Origin of the sequence: Candidatus Tisiphia endosymbiont of Ceraclea dissimilis (genome assembly GCF_964030735.1) — a bacterium.
Classification (GTDB): domain Bacteria; phylum Pseudomonadota; class Alphaproteobacteria; order Rickettsiales; family Rickettsiaceae; genus Tisiphia.
Map to the genome: position 1 here is coordinate 1,278,109 of NZ_OZ034917.1, position 20,759 is coordinate 1,298,867.

At 35.7% G+C, this 20,759-nt stretch carries 17 protein-coding genes, 2 tRNA genes and 1 pseudogene; 4 read left to right on the forward strand and 16 right to left on the reverse strand.

Annotation, left to right across the window (positions count from 1 at the left end):
• Nucleotides 1-397 precede the first annotated feature (397 nt).
• Both ACQH1V_RS06065 and ACQH1V_RS06070 read right to left on the reverse strand, forming a co-directional pair.
• A tRNA-Arg gene (locus tag ACQH1V_RS06065) sits at nt 398-474 on the reverse strand.
• A 107-nt stretch (nt 475-581) separates the two neighbouring features.
• A complete protein-coding gene (locus ACQH1V_RS06070; RefSeq protein ID WP_094648774.1) occupies nt 582-827 on the reverse strand; it encodes a BolA/IbaG family iron-sulfur metabolism protein in 246 nt (81 codons plus the stop codon).
• A gap of 107 nt (nt 828-934) precedes the next feature.
• On the opposite strand from ACQH1V_RS06070, the gene rsfS reads away from it, so the two are divergent.
• The 4 genes from rsfS to ACQH1V_RS06090 all read left to right on the forward strand — a co-directional run bounded on the left by rsfS (nt 935) and on the right by ACQH1V_RS06090 (nt 4,055).
• A complete protein-coding gene (gene rsfS / locus ACQH1V_RS06075) occupies nt 935-1,264 on the forward strand; it encodes a ribosome silencing factor (RefSeq protein ID WP_094648763.1) in 330 nt (109 codons plus the stop codon).
• Nucleotides 1,265-1,454: 190 nt separating this feature from the next.
• A complete protein-coding gene (locus ACQH1V_RS06080; protein ID WP_425360183.1) occupies nt 1,455-3,194 on the forward strand; it encodes a cation:proton antiporter in 1,740 nt (579 codons plus the stop codon).
• 53 nt (nt 3,195-3,247) lie between these two features.
• Entirely contained in the window at nt 3,248-3,724 is a 477-nt protein-coding gene (locus ACQH1V_RS06085; RefSeq protein ID WP_425360893.1) for an SH3 domain-containing protein, read from the forward strand.
• Nucleotides 3,725-3,746: 22 nt separating this feature from the next.
• The gene (locus ACQH1V_RS06090) at nt 3,747-4,055 is read left to right on the forward strand and encodes a DNA methyltransferase (RefSeq protein ID WP_425360184.1); all 309 of its coding nucleotides are present in this window, start codon (nt 3,747-3,749) and stop codon (nt 4,053-4,055) included.
• 277 nt (nt 4,056-4,332) lie between these two features.
• On the opposite strand, the gene rpoC is transcribed toward ACQH1V_RS06090, so the two are convergent.
• From rpoC to rpsL, 14 genes and pseudogenes are all read right to left on the reverse strand, one after another.
• Complete coding sequence (gene rpoC / locus ACQH1V_RS06095) at nt 4,333-8,481, reverse strand: DNA-directed RNA polymerase subunit beta' (RefSeq protein ID WP_410525736.1); 4,149 nt, start codon at nt 8,479-8,481, stop codon at nt 4,333-4,335.
• A gap of 329 nt (nt 8,482-8,810) precedes the next feature.
• Nucleotides 8,811-12,917 carry a DNA-directed RNA polymerase subunit beta gene (rpoB, locus tag ACQH1V_RS06100; RefSeq protein ID WP_425360185.1) on the reverse strand — a complete coding sequence of 1,369 codons (4,107 nt, stop codon included), beginning with the start codon at nt 12,915-12,917 and terminating at the stop codon, nt 8,811-8,813.
• A gap of 1,015 nt (nt 12,918-13,932) precedes the next feature.
• Nucleotides 13,933-14,055, reverse strand: coding sequence for a palindromic element RPE2 domain-containing protein (locus tag ACQH1V_RS06105; protein WP_133062913.1), 123 nt, complete (start codon nt 14,053-14,055; stop codon nt 13,933-13,935).
• Nucleotides 14,056-14,077: 22 nt separating this feature from the next.
• Nucleotides 14,078-14,446: a 50S ribosomal protein L7/L12 gene (gene rplL / locus ACQH1V_RS06110; protein WP_341759345.1), complete on the reverse strand. Its 369-nt coding sequence runs from the start codon at nt 14,444-14,446 to the stop codon at nt 14,078-14,080.
• Between the two features lie 32 nt (nt 14,447-14,478).
• Entirely contained in the window at nt 14,479-14,988 is a 510-nt protein-coding gene (rplJ, locus tag ACQH1V_RS06115) for a 50S ribosomal protein L10 (RefSeq protein ID WP_094648758.1), read from the reverse strand.
• 17 nt (nt 14,989-15,005) lie between these two features.
• Complete coding sequence (gene rplA / locus ACQH1V_RS06120) at nt 15,006-15,734, reverse strand: 50S ribosomal protein L1 (RefSeq protein ID WP_425360186.1); 729 nt, start codon at nt 15,732-15,734, stop codon at nt 15,006-15,008.
• 3 nt (nt 15,735-15,737) lie between these two features.
• A complete protein-coding gene (gene rplK, locus ACQH1V_RS06125; protein ID WP_094648771.1) occupies nt 15,738-16,172 on the reverse strand; it encodes a 50S ribosomal protein L11 in 435 nt (144 codons plus the stop codon).
• Nucleotides 16,173-16,230: 58 nt separating this feature from the next.
• Nucleotides 16,231-16,386, reverse strand: a pseudogene (locus ACQH1V_RS06130) (palindromic element RPE1 domain-containing protein); the annotation flags it as partial.
• A gap of 200 nt (nt 16,387-16,586) precedes the next feature.
• Nucleotides 16,587-17,135 carry a transcription termination/antitermination protein NusG gene (nusG, locus tag ACQH1V_RS06135; RefSeq protein WP_204839942.1) on the reverse strand — a complete coding sequence of 183 codons (549 nt, stop codon included), beginning with the start codon at nt 17,133-17,135 and terminating at the stop codon, nt 16,587-16,589.
• Between the two features lie 5 nt (nt 17,136-17,140).
• The gene (gene secE / locus ACQH1V_RS06140) at nt 17,141-17,341 is read right to left on the reverse strand and encodes a preprotein translocase subunit SecE (protein ID WP_094648770.1); all 201 of its coding nucleotides are present in this window, start codon (nt 17,339-17,341) and stop codon (nt 17,141-17,143) included.
• Between the two features lie 19 nt (nt 17,342-17,360).
• A tRNA-Trp gene (locus tag ACQH1V_RS06145) sits at nt 17,361-17,436 on the reverse strand.
• Nucleotides 17,437-17,761: 325 nt separating this feature from the next.
• Nucleotides 17,762-19,837, reverse strand: coding sequence for an elongation factor G (gene fusA, locus ACQH1V_RS06150; protein ID WP_341748807.1), 2,076 nt, complete (start codon nt 19,835-19,837; stop codon nt 17,762-17,764).
• 8 nt (nt 19,838-19,845) lie between these two features.
• Nucleotides 19,846-20,334 (reverse strand): 30S ribosomal protein S7, encoded by a 489-nt coding sequence (gene rpsG, locus ACQH1V_RS06155; protein WP_094648754.1) that lies wholly within the window; start codon nt 20,332-20,334, stop codon nt 19,846-19,848.
• A 19-nt stretch (nt 20,335-20,353) separates the two neighbouring features.
• Nucleotides 20,354-20,740, reverse strand: a complete 387-nt coding sequence (rpsL, locus tag ACQH1V_RS06160) for a 30S ribosomal protein S12 (protein ID WP_341748806.1) — start codon at nt 20,738-20,740, stop codon at nt 20,354-20,356.
• Nucleotides 20,741-20,759 lie beyond the last annotated feature (19 nt).

Here is a 20,759-nt window from a genome sequence, read left to right on the forward strand (position 1 = left end):
TCAACATATTCCCTTCCTGCTATAGTCAATTGATGAGAAGTTGGTAACGTCGTTACTCGTCGCTTACCTATTACTTTATACTCGATAATCAAGTTTTTTACAGATTTGAATAAAATATAAGACAATGGTTGTCACCCTGCATAAGCAGGGGTTTAGATTCCACAACTGTTGAAAGTTAGAAGGTAAAGCGGGTTTTAGATAGGTTTTCTGTCATTGCGAGACCACGTAGTGGTCGTGGCAATCCATCTTTGGTTACTTTTATGGATTGCTTCGTCGACCTACGGTCTTTCTCGCAATGACGTTGACCACATACGACTTTTAAACTATCCGGTCTAAAACCGCTTCCTCTTCTAACTTTCAACAGTTGTGGGTTAGATTCCGCACCGAAGCGGGAATGTGGTGCACTCGATTGGATTTGAACCAACGACCTCTGCCTTCGGAGGGCAACGCTCTATCCAGCTGAGCTACGAATGCTTAATTTATTGCTATATACATTTATCATTAGCTGCATTATATTATAAAAGCTTGGGAAGTGCTACCGAATTTTAAATTTTTAAATACTAGGAGGCTACTTACGATAACTAATTATTTAATGGAGAATTGATAGTTTTGATAGTGATAGCATGTAATTTATTATTATCCAATATTTCTGCTAAAGCTTTTTTTACCATCTTGTGCTGATTAATGAGACTGATTCCCCAAAAAGCATCATCTTGTATTTCTAAGGAATAATGATCCTGATCCCCAGCTAGATCAATGATTTTTATTTTGGCATTTGGAAAACTATAACGTATAATCTTTTCAAGTTCTGTAATAGATATTGCCATTTTTTTAAACTTTTTATGCAGAATATAGCAAAAATTTATAGCCTGCAATAATTAATTCTTTACAAAAAAGCCATCATCTTAGATTCGAAAAAAACAAAAGGATAATTATGATAAAAAATATTGAACTATTAAAAGAGTTTGTCGTTAAATGTTTAGAAGAAAAAAAAGCAGAAGATATAGTTGTAATAGATATAAAGCAAAAAACTACCTTAGCTGAATATATTATTCTTGCAAGCGGACGTTCAACTAAAAATGTCGGAGCAATTGCTGAATATTTAGCTTTAGAGCTAAAGAATCAAGCTAATATCAGTACTAATATAGAAGGGCTTGGAAAATCTGAATGGGTGTTAATAGACGTTGGAGATATATTAGTGAATATTTTTTACCCAGAAACTAGAGAGCATTTTAAGTTAGAAGAGATGTGGGGAAAAAAATAAATTAAAAATATTAGATTTTTTACTGAAAACTACTTAGTGTAGTTAAAAAATAATGTATAGTCAATCCAGGAGAATTTGGGCTAGGAACGATGGGGCAGTGTCTATAAGTAATAGGCAAGCATTGAATGATGATGTCACCAACTTCTCATCAATTGACTATATATAAATAACTTCTAAAGAAAAGGTGTAAATGGAAGAACATATTCTTATCAATATTATAATTTTATTAGGAACTGGTGTATTTGTTGTAGCAATACTGAAACGTCTTAATCTCAGTCCTGTTTTGGGATATTTAATTGCCGGAGCGGTAATTGGTGATAATGGATTTAGGATTGTAACCTATGATCAGACAAAATTATTAGGAGAATTAGGAGTAGTTTTTTTGCTTTTTGCTATAGGTTTGGAATTATCTTTTGAAAGATTAAAGGTAATGAGGAGGTATGTATTCGGTCTTGGCTCACTGCAAGTATTAACAACTGCTATAATAATTGCTGCTGCTGTTGCTCTAATTAGCGGTAATAGTGGTGCTGCAATTATTATTGGGGGTGGTCTTGCTTTATCCTCGACGGCACTTGTTATGCAAGTTATTGAAGAAAGCCGTAGCCAAGCGACTCAACTCGGGCGTATATCCCTAGCTATTTTGTTATTACAAGATCTAGCAGTTGTACCACTGCTAGTTATTGTACCGCTATTTGCTAGCGATAGTAAAGTTTCTTTAGTATCAGCTCTAGGGATAGCTTTGCTTAAGGCTATTATAGCTCTATTTGCTATATTTGTTGCAGGTAGGGTATTGCTAAGACCTTTGTTTGGGTTCATTTCATCAGAAAATGGTGATATAAACGAGCTGCCAATTTCCATGACTTTATTGGTAGTTTTGTCAGCTGCTTGGGCAACAGAATATTTTGGTCTATCACTTGCTTTAGGAGCTTTTGTTGCGGGGGTTTTGGTTGCAGAAACAGATTTTCGATTGCAAGCGGAAGAAAGTATATATCCTTTCAAAAGCTTATTGTTAGGACTATTCTTTATGAGCGTTGGTATGAATATCGACGCACAAGAAATATATGCTCAAATATCAACTATCCTAACTTGCACTGTTGCCTTGATCATGGTAAAAACATTAATTATTACCGCCTTTTGTATCTTATTTGGTTTTAATCGGGGAGTGGCATTGCACGCCGGTTTATTATTGTCACAAGGCGGAGAGTTTGCTTTTATCTTATTTGACCTTGGTAAAGAAACTGGGGTTATTGAAGAGAGTACTGCCAATGTGCTTTTATTAGTGGTGACATGTACCATGGCATTGACTCCATTACTAGCAATTTTAGGTAGAAAACTTGCTGAAAAACTTGATAAGCAGCTTGGGAAAACTCCAATACAAATTATAGAACTTGGGGCAAGAGATTTAACAAATCATATAATAATTGCTGGTTTTGGTAGCGTTGGTAAGATGGTAGCATCAGTGCTAGAAGCTGAAGGAATCAATTATATAGCATTAGATGTTAATGACGAAATTGTCAAAGAAGAAACAGCTAATGGATTTCCAGTTTTTAGGGGAGATGTATCACAAATTGATACGTTAAAAGCCGTCGGAGCAGAAAGGATTTTAGCTCTAGCGCTTACAATGAATAATAAGGTTACTATCAAAAAATCTCTTCGAACAATCTCAAGTAATTTTCCAGATCTTGAGGTTATTGTAAGATTAAAAAATTTACAAAATGCTAGAGAATTTTATGATGCTGGAGCAACCACAATCATCCCAGAAAATTATGAGACTGGGTTACAGCTTGGTGGAACTATTCTAAAATTTATTGGTTTGAGTGAATATGAAATAAATCGTATCAAAGGGCAATTTAGGTCAGGTAATTATGTAACAGCTAAGCGAGATGATGCATTGCATGAATTAGAAGAAAGTGATTCAGAGAAATACTAGGTGTGTTACTCATGGCGATCAAATTATTGCTACTATTACAACAAAAACTATATATGGGGCTATATATTTGGATTGGGCTTATTTTAGCCACTATACCTTTGCTAACAAATGCCGATGATCAAAGGTTACCTATACCTAGATTTGCCTCGATAAAGGCTAATGAGGTAAATGCTAGAGTTGGTCCTACGATAAGAGCCCCTATAGAATGGGTATTTATTAAAAAAGGGGAACCTGTAGAAATTATTGCAGAATATGAACAATGGAGGCAAATTCAGGACATAAAAGGAGAAGGTGGCTGGGTGCATTCCAGCGTATTATCCGGTAAAAGATCGGTGATTGTGGTAAGCCCAGAGTTGGTAGCACTTACTAAAGTGCCTGATGATCAAAATAAAATTATTGTAAAAGTAAGTAATCAAGTCCGTTGCTTACTTAATAAATGCAAAAAAGATCATTGCCAAGTGCGTTGTAAAAATTATACTGGGTGGCTACCTAAAAAAATATTGTGGGGAGTCTATAAGGATGAATATTAATAAAACTTTAATTTTCTAAAATATGACACAAGAAGCAATTAAAATACCTGAAATACAGGAAAAGAATTATAGTTTTAGTGAATTTGTGAATAAATTGCCTTGTCAAAAACAAGAACATAATATCTTAAAAAATAGTTTTGATTTAAATAATCAAGCAATTCTATTTGAAGGTGATTGTATGAAATTATTAAAACAGATTTCAGATAACAGTATAAATTTAATAATAACATCACCGCCATATAACATAGGTAAGGAATACGAAAAAAAATTAGATATTAATAAATATTATAATTGGCAAAAAGAAGTCATCAATGAGTGTTATAGAGCATAGTACCCTACAATTTTTTATTTATTTCCTTATGATGAATAAAAAAGCTGACTGCTAAGCGTCATTGCGAGGAGCTACTTTAGTAGCGACGAAGCAATGACGTATAAATCTATAACTTGTCATTGCGAGCGAACATATGTGAGCGTGGCAATCCATATATCATTTCCGTGCTTTCTTGTCACCCCTGCTTAACTAAGTGTCATACCTGCGAAGGCAGGTATCTAGATTCCCGCCTTCGCGGGAATGACAAAAATTGACTATAAACGGAGTAAAGATAAGATTAATTCTCTAAAGTTTTTTGATAATTAATCTCTTCTTGATCTAACCTAGCGGCAAGTTTACGCATCCTATTCATGTAAAAGCCTGTTCCTGCCGGCACTAATCTACCAACTATGACATTTTCTTTCAGTCCACGTAACTTATCAACTCTTCCAGCTATAGCCGATTCCGTTAAAACTCTCGTTGTTTCTTGGAAAGAAGCCGCTGAAATAAACGATCTAGTTTGCAGCGATGCCTTAGTAATACCTTGCAGAATTACCTGAGCTTCCGCCGGTCTTAAACCATTCTTGATAGCTTTTTCATTAATTTCAGCAAATTCGCGATGATCTATCTTCTCATCAACCATCAATGTCGTATCACCAGAATTGGTTATCTCTACTTTTTGTAGCATCTGACGGATTATTACCTCGATATGTTTATCGTCAATTTTTACACCCTGTAAACGATATACTGCTTGAATTTCTCCAACCATATAACTTGTAAGAGCTTCCACTCCCATTACTTTTAAAATATCCTGTAGTACTGGATTACCATCAATTAACATATCGCCTTTTTTAACAAAATCACCCTCATTAACCACAACATGCTTGCCTTTTGGTACCATATACTCAATTGGCATACCACCTTCACTTGGCTGAATAATAATACGTCTTTTTGACTTATAGTCTTTACCAAATTCAACTCTACCATCTATTTCTGCAATAACGGCATGATCTTTTGGACGTCTAGCTTCAACAAGTTCGCCCACCCTTGGAAGACCACCAGTAATATCTTTGGTTTTAGTTGATTCCCTTGGAATACGTGACAAGATATCTCCTACTGATACTTTAGCCCCATCTTCAACACTTAAAATAGCATTTACTGGTATATAGTATCTAGCCTCTAAACCATTGGATAACATAATGGTTTCTCCATTCTCATCAACTAATTGGATACGAGGACGTAACTCTGCTCCACGTAAATATTGTTTTGATTCAACTATAACTTTGCTAGAAATACCAGTTGCTTCATCAGTAATATCACGAATTGATACCCCTTCTACCATATCTTTGAATACAACTTTACCAGATTTCTCGGTAATAATTGGAATAGTATATGGATCCCACTCTACTAATTTTTGTGCCTTTTTTACATTATCTGAATCATCAGCTATCAATCTTGCCCCATACGGTACTTTATGCCTTGCTTTCTCATTATTGTTACTATCCAATAATAATAACTCACATGAACGACCCATTACAATCCTACGACCTTCAGAATCAATAACCACATTACGCCCTAGAATCTTCACTTTTGCATCATGAGAAGCTTCTATTGATGATACTTCAGCACCTTTTGTCGCAGCTCCTCCAATATGGAAAGTTCTCATGGTTAGCTGAGTACCTGGCTCACCAATTGACTGGGCGGCAATCACTCCAATTGCTTCTCCTACTGAAACTAATGAACCAGTAGCTAGATCTCTACCATAGCATTTTACACATATTCCGTCAGGAATCTCACATGTTAAAACAGATCGTACTAGCACTGAATCTAGACCAGAAGATTCGATTTCTTCTAATTTTGCTTCGTTAATTAATTCCCCAGCTGATAGTAATAGCATATTAGTCACTGGGTGATAGACGTTAATTGCCACTGTTCTACCTAAAATCTGCTCTGCCAGTGATACAATAACTTCACCACCATCAATAATACTTCTAACTTCTATACCTTTTGTAGTGTGACAATCTTCATCGGTAATTATACAATCTTGAGCAACATCAACTAATCTACGAGTTAAATACCCAGAGTTAGCTGTTTTCAATGCTGTATCCGCCAGACCTTTACGTGCCCCATGTGTAGAATTAAAATACTCAAGAACCGTAAGACCTTCACGGAAATTAGAAATAATAGGAGTTTCAATAATCTCGCCTGATGGTTTAGCCATCAAACCACGCATACCGGCTAACTGCTTAATCTGTGCTGCTGATCCTCTTGCTCCTGAAGTAGCCATCATATATATAGCATTTACTTTTTGATGATTAGGTTTATCATTAACCGGCATCGTAGCAATTTCTTTCATCATGTCATTTGCTACTTTATCAGTACATCTCGACCAAGAATCAATTACTTTATTGTATTTCTCACCATAGGTAATCAGACCATCAGAATATTGTTGTTCAAACTCTTTGACCTCAGTCAATGTTGCATTAATATGAGTATCTTTTGATTTTGGTACAACCATATCGTCCATACCAAAAGAAATACCTGAGGAACAAGCATATTTAAATCCAAGTTTCATTAGCTGATCAGCAAAAATCACCGTAGACTTTTGACCACAATGGCGATATACCAAATCAATTACCCCCGATATATCCTTTTTAGTCATGGCTTTATTGACAAACTTAAACCCAACATTATAATTACGAGGTAATAAATCTCCAATAATTAATCTACCAAGGGTAGTATCGACCATAGTTGCTACAACTTCCCCTGCAGCATTAAGCATATCGCGACGAAATTTTATCTTCGAGTGAATAGTTATTACCTTATTATACAAAGCATGCTCAACCTCTGACATTTTGGCAAATACCATTCCTTCACCAGGCTCATTATCAAAAGCCATAGTTAAATAATAAAGACCCAGTACTATATCCTTATCAGGTACGATAATCGGACGACCATTTGCTGGACTCAATATGTTGTTTGTTGACATCATAAGCACCCTGGCTTCAAGCTGTGCTTCGATTGAAAGAGGGATATGCACTGCCATCTGGTCACCATCAAAGTCAGCATTGAACGCAGCACAAACTAAAGGATGTAGCTGAATAGCTTTCCCTTCTATCAGTAAAGGTTCAAAAGCCTGGATACCTAAACGGTGCAAAGTTGGTGCTCTATTAAGCAATACCGGGTGTTCACGTATAACGTCTTCTAAAATATCCCATACTTCTGGTTTTTCAGCTTCAACCATTTTTTTAGCAGCTTTTATAGTGGTAGCAATTCCATGTAATTCAAGCTTTGAATAAATAAATGGTTTGAATAATTCCAAAGCCATGGTCTTTGGCAACCCACATTGATGCAGCTTAAGCTCTGGTCCAACAACGATAACGGAACGACCAGAATAATCTACCCTTTTACCCAGCAAATTCTGACGAAGCCGACCTTGTTTACCTTTTAACATGTCACTAAGCGACTTAAATGGACGCTTATTAGTATTTTTTACTACCTTACCACGACGACCATTATCGAATAATGCATCGACTGATTCTTGTAACATCCTTTTTTCATTTCGGATGATAATATCCGGTGCCTTTAGTTCTAGTAGTCTTTTTAATCTATTATTTCTATTAATAACTCTTCTATAAAGTTCGTTAAGATCAGAAGTGGCAAATCTGCCTCCATCAAGCATAACTAATGGTCTAATCTCAGGTGGAATAATTGGCAGAACGGTCATAATCATCCATTCTGGCTTATTTTCGGATTCCAGAAAATCTTCCACTAACTTAAGTCTTTTGACAATCTTCTTCTTTTTAATTTCTGAAGAGGTACTTGATAAATCCTCTTGTAATTTCTTCTTTAATTCAGGTAAATCAAGTTCTGAAAGCATTTGGCGAACTACTTCCGCCCCAATAGAAGCGGTAAAATTATCTCCTCCATACTCATCTTGTGCCTTTTGCAGACTATCTTCTGATAAAAGCTCTCCTTTGTGTAGATCAGATAACCCAGGATCAACAACTACATAACTTTCAAAATACAGAACTTTTTCCAAATCCTTCATGGTCATATCTAGCAAGGTACTAATCCTTGATGGTAGAGATTTCAAGAACCATATATGAGCAACTGGTGCTGCTAGTTCAATATGCCCCATTCTTTCTCGACGAACTCTAGATGTAGTAACTTCAACACCGCATTTCTCACAAGTAATGCCACGATATTTCATACGCTTATATTTACCACAAAGACATTCATAGTCTTTTACTGGTCCAAAAATCCTAGCACAGAATAATCCCTCTTTTTCTGGCTTGAACGTACGATAATTTATCGTCTCAGGTTTCATCACTTCACCAAAAGACCATGAACGCACTTGGTCAGGACTAGCAATATTGATTCTTATTTGATCAAATTGCTGAGTACTGCTTAATTGCCCATAAAAATTTGTCATTCCTGTTGTCATAAAGATTTTTCCTTAAAAAATTTTATCAGCTCTAGTTTAGCCTGAATTCGATATAACAAGTTATTGCAAATTCGGTTATATCTATAAATATAGCAGATTTTTATACTACACTAATAGCCATTCTCATTATTTTTGCAAAATTGCTTAATAATAAATAAAAAATCTGCTCGCCAAAGGTCATTGCGAGGAGGTGTAAGCCTCCGAAGCAATCCATTTTAATCGTTTTTTGGATTGCTTCGTCGCCACTAAAGTGGCTCCTCGCAATGACGCTGAGGCTAAATACTAATCTGGTTTATAACGTTGCAAATTCAAGTTAATTCACTATATTATTAATCTGTTGTAGTATCTTCAAGCTTGACATTCAAACATAAGGATCTAAACTCTTTGATCATTACGTTAAATGACTCAGGGATACCAGATTCAAAATTATTATCACCTCGAACAATCGATTCATAAATTTTAATTCTACCAACCACATCGTCCGATTTTACAGTTAACATTTCTTGTAACGTATAAGCAGCACCATAAGCTTGCAAGCCCCAACATTCCATCTCCCCAAATCTCTGACCACCAAAATGCGATTTACCACCTAATGGTTGTTGAGTTACCAAACTATAAGGACCGATAGAACGAGCATGAATTTTATCATCAGCTAAATGGTGCAGTTTTAGGAAATATTTATAGCCAACTGTAACAGTACGATCAAAATACTCTCCTGTTCTACCATCAATTAACTTAATTTGACCAGATGGATCTTGATCTGCCATAGCTAGCATTTCTTTTACGTTCTCAACCTTTGCCCCATCAAAAACCGGAGTTGAAAAATATACCCCCTTATCGATATTATGACAAAATGCCATAATATCTTCATTGGACATTTGCTTTATATCTTTTGTCGTTGAATTCTCGCCATATACCTTCGATACAAAAGATTTAAACTCTTCTATATCAAGATTATTGTTATGAACTTGCTTCAACATAGAAGATATTTTTTTACCAAGATTTACTGCCGCCCAACCAAGATGAGTCTCTAAAATCTGTCCTATATTCATCCGTGAAGGTAAACCAAGTGGGTTAAGAACTATATCAACTACTGTACCATCTTCTAAAAATGGCATATCTTCTTCTGGCATAATACGAGAGATAACACCTTTATTTCCGTGTCTTCCCGCCATTTTATCTCCAGGTTGCAGTTTATGTTTAGTCGCAATAAATACTTTTACAACTTTAAGAGCCCCTTGTGGTAAATCATCGCCACTTTGTAGTTTTTCTACTTTGTTACTAAAACACTTATTGAGTCTATCTTTCTTTTCATCATAATGACGTTTAATTTGCTCAATTTCATTCATTACATCAGCATCTTCAACAATTAGCTGCCAAAATTGTCCCTTTGATAATGATCCAAGGGTTTGCTCGCTAATTAATTGACCAGGTTTTACCGATTTAGGACCACTAACAACTATTTGTCCTGTTAGAATCTTCTCTAAACGCATAAAAACAAAATGCTCTATGACTCGAAGTTCATCATCTCTGTCTTTTGATAATTTTTCAATTTGTTGTTTTTCAATAGCTATAGCACGCTCATCTTTTTCTACTCCTCTACGAGAAAATACTCGTACCTCTACCACTGTACCAGTGATTCCAGAAGGAACGCGTAAAGAAGAGTCCCGAACATCCGAAGCCTTTTCTCCAAAAATAGCTCGAAGTAATTTTTCTTCCGGAGTCATAGGTGACTCACTTTTAGGAGTAACCTTACCCACCAAAATATCACCTGGTTTTACTTCTGCCCCAACATATACTATACCTACTTCGTCAAGATGACGTAAACTTTCATCACTAACATTTGGGATATCACGAGTGATTTCCTCAGGCCCAAGTCTAGTATCTCTAGCAATTATTTCAAATTCTTCAATATGAATTGAAGTGTAAACATCATCTTTTACAATACGTTCTGATATTAAAATTGAATCTTCAAAATTATAACCACTCCATGGTAAGAAAGCCACCAGAACATTTCTACCAAGAGCTATCTCCCCATTATCGGTGCTTGGTCCATCAGCAATTACTTCACCTTTTGCGACATAATCACCAACATTAATTAATGGTTTCTGATTAATACAAGTATTATGGTTAGATCTTTGAAATTTCAATAAATTATAAATGTCTACACCAGGTGAGCCATCTGTTTTCTGCTCCTTAGTCCTTACTACTATTCTAGTCGATTCAACTTGCTCTACTATTCCATCATGTAAGGCAACAACTGAAACTCCAGAATCTTGGGCAACAATTCCTTCAATACCAGTACCAACTAAAGGAGCATCACTTCTAATAAGTGGTACAGCCTGACGTTGCATATTTGATCCCATCAAAGCTCTATTAGCATCATCATTTTCTAAAAATGGAATAAGTGATGCAGCAACAGAAACAACCTGCATCGGAGTAACGTCAATATAATCTATTTCTGCCGGGGTAACCATAACAAAATTACCACCATCAATCCGACAGTTAATTAACTCTTCCTGTAATAAACCTTTTTTATCGATAACTGCATTAGCTTGAGCAATTTTATATTTTCCTTCTTCAATTGCTGACAAGTAAACAACTTCATCTGTTACACGACCATCTACAACTTTTCGATAAGGAGTTTCAATGAAACCATGTTTATTAACCCTAGCATAAGTAGCCATGGAATTAATCAAACCGATATTCTGTCCTTCTGGTGTTTCGATTGGGCAAATACGTCCATAATGGGTAGGGTGAACGTCCCTCACTTCAAATCCAGCTCTCTCCCTACTAATTCCACCAGGTCCTAAAGCTGATAATCTTCTCTTATGAGTTATTTCTGATAATGGATTAGTTTGATCCATAAACTGGGAAAGTTGTGATGTACTAAAAAATTCTTTTACTACAGAAACTAAAACTTTTGAATTTACTAAATCATGAGGCATAACCGCATCAAGATCAACCACAGACATTCTTTCAAGTACTGATTTTTCCATACGAACCAGACCAATCCGAAATTGATTCTCAATTAATTCACCAACTGACCTAACTCTTCTATTACCAAGATGATCAATATCATCTATCGAACCTTTGCCATCTTTTAGATCTACTAAAACTTTAAGAATATGTTTAATATCTTCAATAGTTAAAATAGCTGTAGATTCTGGTATGTTAAGTTCCAATCTTGAATTCATTTTAATACGACCAACTTCCGAGAGATCATATCTTTCAGGCTCAAAAAATAAATTATTAAATAATATCTTAGCCGCTTCAATATTAGCCGGTTCTCCTGGTCGTAATACCCTGAATATGTCGATCAATGCTGATTCATAATTTTGGTTTTTATCAGCAAATAAGGTATTTCTTATGTAAGGACCTGATTGGGTATTGATAGCAAGTACGTCGACAGACGAAATTCCAAGAGTCATAATAGAATTTAGCATATCTATTGTGATCATTTCAGCAATGGTAGCTAGTACCTCACCATTATCTGGATTAACAAGATCATGTGCTAAATATTTCCCTACCAAATACTCACCTTCTACCAAAATATTTTTCACTCCATCTTGAGCAAACTTCTTAGCCAAACGAGGAGTGATCTTTTGCCCAGATGCCAGTATGATATTACCAGTATCTGCATCTACTAAATCAGTAACTAGCCTATGAGCATTTACAGATTCTGGTATAAACTTCGTTGCCCAGCATCCATCCTTGGTAAAACAGGTTACCGTATCATAGTAGAATTTTATAATTTCATTAGTAGACATTCCAATAGCTCTAAGCAGAGTAGTAACATAAAGCTTTCTTTTCCTATCTATTCTAAAGTACATAACATCTTTAGCATCAAACTCAAAATCTAACCATGATCCTCTATATGGTATAACCCTAGCAGAATACAAAAACTTCCCTGAAGAGTGAACTTTACCCTCATCATGGTAGAAAAACACACCAGGTGACCTATGCATCTGTGATACTACTACCCTTTCTGTACCATTAATAATAAAGGTACCATTTTTGGTCATCAGGGGAATATCCCCCATATAAACTTCTTGTTCTTTAATACCTTTAATTTCTCTTGCTCCAGTATCTTCGTCAATATCCCAAATACTTAATCTCAATGTAACTTTAAGGGGAGCAGCATAACTAAGACCTCTTTGTGTACACTCCTCAACATCATATTTAGGATTATCAAATTCATATTTAGCAAATTCTAAATAGGCAATATTAGAGGGATCATGAATCGGGAAAATTGAACTTAATACTGATTGTAATCCTTTGTTTTCTCGCTCAAAGTCTTTAACTCCAAATTGTAAAAAACCTTTTTCATAAGAATTTTTCTGAACCTCAATCAAATTTGGTATAGATGCTACCAAATTTATGTGACCAAAATTCTTTCTTATGCGTTTACCAATTGATAAGGACTGCGTTGTCATATAATCTCCCGATTAATTTCTATATCTTAACGCGAGTTGCCAATATATGTAATTGGTAACTCGGCTGTAATCTTGAAAAAAATAGACTTGTTGCTGTGAACAAAGTTTCTGTCATAACTTTTTGTCATATTTTTGATAAAAATTGTAACTTTCAATAATTTTTGTTTTGAAACCAAACAAAAAGCCACTTAAAGAACTCAATTTAGAAGTAATGTATGTTCGAATTATTTGGAGAATTGGCATATAAAACAAAAAAGAAATCTGACATATGCATATTCAGAACAAAAGCCCATGCACAGTTTATAGTTTTACGAAACCAATTCTCTAATTATTCAAGCTTTAAATTATTCAAGCATAATCTCAAATTATTTTTATTTTTGCTAAATAGTATGAATAAATTCTTTAAATTAATAGGCTCTGTGAAGCTAAAATGCATAAATCTGTTGCAAATCTTCAGCTGATTTAGAATTTTGAATAAACAAACGCCAAATTCTCCCATGACAAAAAATATCCGCCCTAGGAGTTTAATAGCTTTTTGTTTATATTTTTGTATAAAATGCAATAGTTTTTGCAGGCACGAAAGTATATTTAGCACCACAACTCTTAAGCAAAATAGAATATCACACAACAAGTTTATTCCCATTATCAACAATACAAACCTAGATTCAGTACTAAAAACGCTAAATATATCAATGTATACTCCAATAATTTAAAGAATTAGAATATACATATAGTCAATTAACCTGAATTAGTGTCGAATAAGCACCCATCGTACTGTCTATTAGCGAGAAGGGGTAAGCCTCCGAAACAATCCATTTTAATAGTTTTTTTGGATTGCTTCGACCACTAAAAGTGGCTCCTCGTAATGACGTTATCTGTCATTGCGAGACCACATAGTGGTCGTGGCAATCCATTTTGGTTAATTTTATAGATTGCTTTGTCGTGCGATTTCCACACTCCTCGCAATGACGCTTAGGCTAAATACTAATCGGATTTATAACGTTACCAATTCAAGTTATTCACTATAGTCAATTGATGAGAAGTTGGGGACGTTGTCGCTCAATGCTCGCCTATTACTTATAGGCGTCGCTCCATTGTTCCTAGCCCCAAATGCTCCTGAATCGACCATAATTCTCATAAAATAACTGATATTATGAAAATTATTTTAATTCAACTTTTGCTCCAACTGCTTCTAATTTTTCTTTAAAGCTTTCAGCTTCTTCTTTATTTACACCAGATTTAATAGTTTTTGGGGCAGCATCAACTAATTCTTTAGCTTCTTTCAAACCAAGACCAGTAAGCTCTCTAGTGACCTTAATTACGTCTATTTTTTTATCACCACTACTAACCAAAACAACTTCAAAGGCTGTCTTTTCAGCTACTGCTTCTGATGCAGCAGGAGCTGCAGCTACTGCTACAGGAGCGGCGGCTGTTACACCCCATTTTTCTTCTAGCATTTTTGAAAGCTCTGCTGCTTGAATTACTGTAAGAGTTGATAATTGATCTACGATTTTTACTAGGTCTGTCATAATTTTCTTCCTTTTAAAACTTTTTTATTAAATTAACTTTTATTTGCATAAGCTTGCAAAACTCTAGCAAGTCCAGATGCAGGAGCTTGTATAACGCCAGCAATTTTAGTTGCAGGAGCTTGTAGAAGCCCAATAATTTTGCCTCTGAGTGCGTCTAATGAAGGCAATTTTGCCAATTGTTGTACAGAGCTTGCATCTAATACTTGGTTATTTACTAAACCACCAACTATTTTCAAACATTCATTAGTTTTTGCAAATTCTACGATAAGTTTTGCAGCTTCAACAAGGTCTTCAGAATATGCTAGTGCTGTGGGACCAGCAAACAAATGTGCAACATTATCAACACCAGCCTTATTGGCTGCTATTTTTGACAAAGTATTTTTAACTACTTTGAATCCCACATTTTTTGCTTTAAGAGTCCTACGTAGCGTAGTCACTTGACTAACAGTAAGCCCATGATAATGAGTAACTATCACGGAGTTTGACCGCTGATACACTCCTTCAAGTTCTGCGACAAACTCATGTTTCTCTGATCTTAACACCTTAACTCTCCTTGTCGTTACGATATAGTTGCTAAATCTATTTTTACTGATGGACCCATAGTAGAAGATAGATATATTGCTTTTAAATAATTTCCTTTAGCACCAGAAGGCTTTGCTTTAACTACAGCAGATATCAAGGTTGATGCATTATTTACTAAATCTTGTTTAGTAAATGATAATTTACCAACTCCAGCATGAATAATACCAGCCTTTTCAACCCTATACTCTACTTGACCACTTTTGGCATTTTTAATTGCCGTTACGATATCTGTAGTTACCGTGCCAAGTTTTGGATTAGGCATTAAGCCCTTTGGCCCAAGAATTCTTGCCACCGAACCTATTGCTGACATCATATTTGGTGTTGCAATACAAACGTCAAAATTAATTTTCCCAGCCTTAATATCATCGATAATCTCTGTAGAACCAGCCATATCTGCTCCAGCGGCTTTAGCTTCTTCTATCTGTTCATCCTTACAAATCACTGCAACTCTACTAACTTTACCGGTACCAGCTGGCAATGCCACAACACCACGCACCATTTGATCCGAATGTTTAGGATCTACCCCTAATTTCATTACCACTTCCAAAGTAGAATCAAATTTAGTATAGGATGCCGACTGCAAAGCTTCTATTCCTTCTGCTAAAGTACGGTTGCTAGCCAACTCTATATTCTTTCTCGCTGCCCGTATTTTTTTACCACCAGTTAACTTTCTATTATTCACAACATCCTTTTTATCAACTATCATATATTAATCTCCTACTACTTCAAGCCCCATAGATTCAGCAGTACCACGAATAATTTTAGCGGCAGCTATTAAATTATCAGCATTAAGATCCACCATCTTAATTTTGGCAATTTCCATACAATCTGACATGGTAACCTTACCAACAAATGCCTCTTTTTTAGTAGCACTAGAACCTTTAGGAATTTTAGCAAATTGTTTTAAATAATACGATGCTGGGGAAGTCTTAGTTACAAAAGTAAAACTATTATCTTCATAAGCAGTAATTAGCACTGGAATAGGCATACCTGGTTCAAAGCCTTGAGTAGCAGCATTAAATGCCTTACAAAATTCCATAATATTAAGCTTCCTTTGACCAAGGGTAGAACCAATAGGCGGAGCTGGATTAGCTTTACCTGCTGGCACCGTTAACTTAATATAAGATTTTATTTTTTTTGCCATTATAATCCTATTTTTATTCATTTAACACTAATTGGTAATTATCTAATAATAATTTACTAATTAGTCTATTAGACCTCTTGCAAAACTCTACTTCTGCTGGTAATTTGTACGTCAATGCGGTACTCGAGTCCTCACGTACATTAGAGTACGCTGCGATTCTGCGTTCCGAGTTTCCTCCAAATTCCTCAGCATAAGCGAGTTTTGCAAGAGGTCTTTGTTTACCTTACACATGGCACTTAAAAGCCATAAGGAAAATAACTTAACATCATTGCGAGGAACTACTTTAGTAGCTCCTTGCAATAACATCATAAGTCATTGCGAGACCACGTAATGGTCGAAGCAATCCATTTCTAATCATTTTCCTAGATTGCTTCGTCGGCTTCACGCAATGACCATTAATCACCACAAAACAAGCTAACTATTTTTCCTAACTTGCGTAAAATTTAATTCTATAGGAGTTGCTTTACCAAAAATAGATATAGACACACGCAATTTATTTTTGTCATAATCAATTTCTTCTATAACTCCTGTGAAAGTCTCAAATGGACCGTCAGTAACAATTATCGCTTCACCAATTTCATATAATTTTGAAACCCTAGCATCTTTAGTTTCAGATTCAAGCTTGCTAAAAATATTTTGTACTTCTTTTTCACTAAGAGCTTGTGGTATACTTTTACTACCCAAAAATCCTGTAACTTTAGTGACACTTTTTACCAAATGCCAAGTATCATCGGTCATTTTCATTTTAATCAAAATATAACCAGGCATAAATTTCTTTTCAGTCTTAACGTTCTTACCACGCTTAACTTCAGGTACTTCAATAACCGGAACCACGATATCTTCAAAAAATTCCGACATACCTTGCTTGGCAATTTGATCAAGAATCAGTTGCTTTACACGCTTTTCTGAGCCTGATAATGTATGAATAACGTACCACTGCACCACAATTTTCCCTAAACCTATTCTTTCTACTTCCCAATATTAAGTAAAATCTGCATTATACTATGTATACCGTAATCTAATACTAAACAAATTATACTAAAAATAAATACAGCTACCACTACTATAATAGTTGAAGTTATCAATTCCTTCTTACCGAGCCAAACAATTTTATAAACTTCTTGCTTTACTTGCTCATAAAATTTATAAACTCTATTTTCCTTTAACATATTATACAAACTCATTTATTGGCAGGAGCGACAGGAATCGAACCCGCAACCTTCGGTTTTGGAGACCGATGCTCTACCAATTGAGCTACACTCCTATCACATTCTTATTAAAAAATCAAACTATTTCTTAATAAATTACAATCACAATTTAAAAATTGCAAAAACAGTCAACGTCATTGCAAGACCACGTAAGTAGGTCGAAGCAACCCATTTTGGTTACTTTTGTGGATTGCTTCGTTGACCTTACGGTCTCCTCGCAATGACATTTGAGGCTTACAACATACCCCAAGCGTCATTGCGAGACCACGTAAGTAGGTCGAAGCAATCCATTTTTAACTATTTCCCTACAATCTTTAAACTACCATAAATTATAATATCACATCATATATGATCCACTAATACTTTATGTGAAAAATATTTTTATTTTTTACCTTTAATAGTCTCAGCTACCTGTAACGGCACTTGCTCATAATGAGAAAAAACCATACTATATTGAGACCTACCTTGTGATAAAGACCGCAAAGTACTAACATAACCAAACATTTCAGCTAGAGGTACATTGGCAATTATCGCCTGTGCATTACCCCTTGGATCCATGCTTTGCATTTGTCCTCTACGGCTATTTAGGTCGCCAATAATATCACCCATATATTCATTTGGAGTAATCACTTCCACTTTCATAATTGGCTCAAGTAACTTTGGATTACCTTTTGGCATTCCTTCCCTAAAAGCAGCCTTAGTAGCTATCTCAAACGCTAATACACTTGAATCCACATCGTGGAATGCTCCATCTATCAAAGTTGCTTTGAAATCAATCATTGGATAACCAGCAACTACCCCTGTATCCTTAATATTATTTAGACCCTTTTCAACACCAGGAATAAATTCTTTTGGTATAGCTCCACCAACGATTTTGCTTTCAAAAAGAAAGCCTTCTCCAGCTTCTTGAGGCTCAAATATTATTTTAACCCGGGCAAATTGTCCAGCTCCACCAGATTGTTTTTTATGTGTGTAATCAATCTCACATTTGCTAGTAATTGTCTCACGATAAGCTACTTGTGGAGCTCCAACATTAACCTCAACCTTAAACTCACGCTTCATACGATCAACCATGATCTCTAAATGCAGCTCTCCCATACCTTTAATAACAGTCTGACCGCTTTCTTGATCAGTTGACACTCTAAAAGATGGATCTTCAGCAGCTAACCTAGATAATGCCATTCCCATTTTTTCTTGATCGGCAGTTGATTTTGGTTCTACAGCTAGTTCAATAACCGGTTCAGGAAATTCCATTCTCTCCAAAACAACCTGCTTATCCATGCCACATAAAGTATCACCAGTAGTGGTATTCTTCAGACCAGCCAAGGCAACAATATCTCCTGCCAAAGCTTCCTTAACATCCTCCCTTTCATTAGCATGCATCAGCAACATTCTACCTACTCGTTCCTTTTGATTCTTTACCGTGTTAATCACAGTAACACCAGAACTAATCTTACCAGAATAAATCCTGACAAACGTAAGAGAGCCAACAAATGGATCAGTCATTACTTTAAATGCTAAAGCAGCAAGAGGTTCAGACGCTGAAATTTTAAAATCTTTTTCTTCTCCAGAATCAACCTCTATTCCTCTAACGGTTCCAATATCAACCGGTGAAGGTAAATAATCAACCACTGCATCTAACAAGGGTTGTACACCTTTATTTTTAAAAGCACTACCACATAATACTGGGAAAAAGGCTCTATTAATTGTTCCTTTTCTTATTGCTGATTTAATTTCTTCTTCAGTAAATTCTTCGGCTGACAAATATTTTTCCATTAAATTATCATCAATTTCAGCAACCATCTCAACAAGCAAAGTACGATATTCTTCAACTTTTTCTAGCATATCACTAGGAATATCTTCGTATGAATATTCAGCACCAAGAGATTCATCTTTCCAGATTATTGCCTTCATCTTAATTAGGTCAATAACTCCTTTAAAATTTTCTTCAATACCAACTGGCAACTGAATGACCAAAGGTTTTGCCCCAAGGCGATCTTTAATCATTTCCACGCATTGATAAAAATTAGCACCCATTCTGTCCATCTTATTGACAAAACACATTCTAGGCACTTCATATTTATCAGCCTGTCTCCATACTATTTCTGATTGTGGCTCAACACCGGCCACCCCATCAAATACCGCTACCGCCCCATCAAGAACCCTCAGAGATCTTTCTACTTCGATAGTAAAATCTACGTGACCTGGTGTATCGATAATGTTAATTCTTTTATTTTGCCAATAACAGGTAGTAGCAGCAGAAGTAATGGTAATACCACGCTCTTGCTCTTGTTCCATCCAATCCATGGTAGCACCACCTTCATGGACTTCACCAATCTTATGTGATTTACCAGTATAGAAAAGAATACGCTCGGTTGTAGTAGTTTTACCAGCATCAATATGAGCACAAATCCCGATATTACGGGTGTTAGCAAGAGAAAATTCAGTAGTTGACATATAGCTTATTACCTTGGTTGCGATTTTTTAGGACTAAAATGAGCAAAAGCCTTATTAGCTTCAGCCATTTTATGAGTATCCTCTCTCTTTTTAATAGCAACGCCTCTACTATTTGACGCTTCAAATAGTTCCTCAGCTAATTTATCAATCATCATCTTCTCAGAACGTTTATTTGCTGCATTAATAATCCAACGCGATGCAAGTGCATATCCCCTTTTCTCATCAACAGGAGACGGGACTTGATAGTTTGCCCCTCCTACCCTTACTGACGTAACCTCAAGATATGGCTTAACATTATTCATCGCATTATTGAAAGTTTCATAAGGGTCTACCTTATGCTTTTTCTCTATCTTATTAAAAGCAGAATATACTATCTTTTCAGCTAAAGCTTTTTTTCCTTCTCTCATAATATTATTAATGAACCTAGCAAGCAAAGGGCTATTATACTTCATATCAGGCAAGACAACCCTTCTCTCTGCGGCATGACGACGTGACATCTTATCTCTCTATTTCAAATTATTTTTTTACAGCTTGCTGCTTCGCTGACGTACCATAACGTGAGCGTCCTTGTTTACGATTTTTTACACCCTGAGTATCATAAGCACCACGTACTATATGGTACTTAACACCCGGAAGATCAGGAACCCTTCCGCCTCTAACCAATACTGTTGAGTGTTCTTGTAAATTATGACCTTCACCAGGTATATAAGCATTGACATACTGCCCATTACTTAAGCGAACACGTGCCATCTTACGAAGAGCAGAGTTAGGCTTCTTAGGAGTAACAGTTTTCACTATTACACAAACACCTTTCAAAAATGGATTGGATTCTAAAGCCGGGGATTTTGTTCTACGAACCTTCGACTTTCTTCCAAAACGGACTAATTGATTATTTGTTGGCATCCAATACTCCAAAATTATT